3 protein-coding genes and 2 pseudogenes are annotated in these 2577 nt (G+C 41.8%); all 5 read left to right on the forward strand.

Annotated elements, in window-relative coordinates:
• Positions 1-946, forward strand: a pseudogene (locus EKM75_RS12625) (MobQ family relaxase); the annotation flags it as partial.
• A gap of 82 nt (positions 947-1028) precedes the next feature.
• Positions 1029-1340: a hypothetical protein gene (locus tag EKM75_RS12960; RefSeq protein WP_125694955.1), complete on the forward strand. Its 312-nt coding sequence runs from the start codon at positions 1029-1031 to the stop codon at positions 1338-1340.
• 38 nt (positions 1341-1378) lie between these two features.
• Positions 1379-1993 (forward strand): hypothetical protein, encoded by a 615-nt coding sequence (locus EKM75_RS12635; RefSeq protein ID WP_125694957.1) that lies wholly within the window; start codon positions 1379-1381, stop codon positions 1991-1993.
• Between the two features lies 1 nt (position 1994).
• Entirely contained in the window at positions 1995-2330 is a 336-nt protein-coding gene (locus EKM75_RS12640; protein WP_125694959.1) for a CagC family type IV secretion system protein, read from the forward strand.
• 20 nt (positions 2331-2350) lie between these two features.
• Positions 2351-2577: pseudogene (locus tag EKM75_RS12645) on the forward strand (conjugal transfer protein); the annotation flags it as partial.

Consider the following 2577-nt stretch of genomic DNA (forward strand, 5'->3'; position numbering starts at 1 on the left):
ACTGATTAAAGAAACTAATAGTGAACAAACGATTTTTAAGGGTAGCGAATTGGCAGAACGGTTAGCGGATATTCGAAGTGACTTATTAACCCAGCAATTATTGACGTTTACCAAGCGGCCATATACCAGCTGGCAGTTAGTTAATCAGCAGGCCCAAACAATTGAAAAGCAATTAACCACGGTGCTAGCCAAACATGGTCACCAGTTAGACGATTTGAAGCATACTGATCGGGGCATGCTAGCCGCTTATCAACCTAACGAACTCGAATTCATTTCTAAAGCGGTGAAAGATTTACGGGTCATGCGGGAAGTTAAAGCCGTGGTGCAAACTCAATACGACAGCATTCTAACGACTGCTTTTCCGGATAGTGACCTCGATAAGCTAGAGACGATTGACAAGGAGCAAATCTATACCGCTGTGGTTTACTATGACCCAGAATTAAAGCCATTAAGCGCCGATGATCTTAGTCAATTACAACAGCAGCCACCGGTAGTCTTTACTAGTCAGCAACACCAAGCCGGGTTGAATTACCTGTTAGGTAAAATTGAATTAAAAGATATTCAGGATCATCGACTGCAACGGGTCTTAAAACATGATGGCACCCGGCAACTGTTTCTCGGTGAATGTGGCCAAGATCCTAAGCTTGATCAAAAACAAATTGAAATGGTACAAACCCGTTTGAAACAACAGACAACACGGTTTGATCAATATAAGCAAGACCAAATTAAGGACTACCAGGCTATTAATTATTACCCAACTAGCCCGAAAAACTACTTGACTAATATTTTGGACGAAGCCTTAATGACTATTTTATATGCGAAGAATACAGACTATCTAAGAAAGCAGCAACTACGTGGACTAAAAGAGACCGAGTGGGAAATGACGAAAAAGCAACGGCAACACCAAACCCGTAATCGGCATGAAGATGGTGGTATGCACTTGTAATGTAAATGTAAAAAAATGTACACAAGTGTGTTCAAATGGTGCTATAATTTAGTTAATTATTTAAGAAAGGAGTTACCTGCATGTGGCAAGACAACACGAATGGATTAGTTTATCTCAGGCCGGTATCAAGCTAGGGCATGATCGATCATATGTAAGCTTATGGTTAAGGCGGCACCCAAATAGTATGCCCGAAGAATATTTAATGGAAACCGGCACAGTCAAATTAATTTCATTGGAAGGCATTGAATGGATAAGGAAACAAACAAAAAAAGAGGGCGTCCTCGTCAGCAGTAGAGTTGCTAACGGGGATCAGCACCTAGAAATACGCCTTCTAGGTGTCACCCTCCTAATAATCCATTTTACCGGGCGGGTTAGGGGAAAGCTAGTTGTTTAATATTTCTAACCCAACAAACAACATAAGGAGGTGATCCAATGAAAGTAGAAAGCTGGCAAGGCATTAATGGCAAGCTAGTTCATGATGATCAAAAGGCGATTGTGGTTGATGATGACCAAGCATTGACTGATCCAAAACAGTTACAAGCAATTTTAGACCAAGACGGCCAGCCAATCGATGAAGTTCGGCAAGCAATGATTAAGAAGACCGTTAAACGCCAGTTGAAGACTGAGCCGTTAAAGCTTAGTGGTTGGTTTAATCGCCACCAAGACAGTCAAAATGCTAAAAAGGCCGAAAAATTGGTAAGTGATAAACCGACTCAGCAATATAAGCAGATCAAAAATGAAATGACCTTTTTTGGTGAGAGTTTTCTGGAGGGCTTCTTAGGCTTCTACGGTTTAGAAGTTGATAATGCCTTAGGTCGTTACGAACATAATTTACATGTCTTAGAGACTCAGGAACTTGGTCAGTCAGAAAAAGAGTATTACTTAGCCACGAGCCAAAATGGCCGAGTTAAATTAGCCACAGATCCATTACCAAGCCAGCAAATTGCCGAGGAACAAATGAACAAGTTCTATCAGCGTGAGCCAGAAGAAACGCAGGCAGAACAAATTCAATTAAGAACATCAGAAGACGATAGGAAGGAGGAATAACATGAAGTTCAGCAAAGTAAAAGCGTTAGCAACCACTGGGGTCACTGCGATTTACTTGGGATTGGTGAACGCTCAGGTTGTTTTTGCCGCGGACGGTGGCGAAGTTAAAAGCAAGCTAACCAGCGCTGGTAAGACGATTCAAGGTATTTTAACTGGGTTGGTCGTTTTAGTCGGGATTTGTGTGGCGCTATTTATTATTATCAAAAGAATGCCTGACGCAGACGATCCGCGAGAGAAATCTGAAGTTTATCACGCGGTTGGTCGGGTGGCTGGTTTAGTGGCCTTAGCGGCAGCCATTATCTGGCTATTACCTTGGGTTTACAGCCTATTCACTTAATTTAAAAAGGAGCCTGCCAAATGAAGAAAGGAAAAGAATTTATCTTTCCAGAGAACGTAGATAAAGATTACGGGATCTGGAAAGACTACACCTTGAAGGATTTTGGCTATGCGGCGCTGGCAGGACTAGTGGGCTTAATTTTTATTGCGATCCCACCCTATGGTCTGATCTTAGTCCTGATAAAAATAGTGATTGTTGTCTTAGCCATGACGATTGTCATGGCTATTTTAACAATTAGGCCAGTTGC

Origin of the sequence: Levilactobacillus tongjiangensis, assembly GCF_003946345.1 — a bacterium.
Taxonomy (GTDB): Bacteria; Bacillota; Bacilli; order Lactobacillales; family Lactobacillaceae; genus Levilactobacillus; species Levilactobacillus tongjiangensis.

Bases quoted from the DNA above. Each gene is read 5' to 3' on its own strand.
- EKM75_RS12640 (WP_125694959.1), top strand. From the start codon at position 1,995: ATGAAGTTCAGCAAAGTAAAAGCGTTAGCAACCACTGGGGTCACTGCG.
- EKM75_RS12635 (WP_125694957.1), top strand. From the start codon at position 1,379: ATGAAAGTAGAAAGCTGGCAAGGCATTAATGGCAAGCTAGTTCATGAT.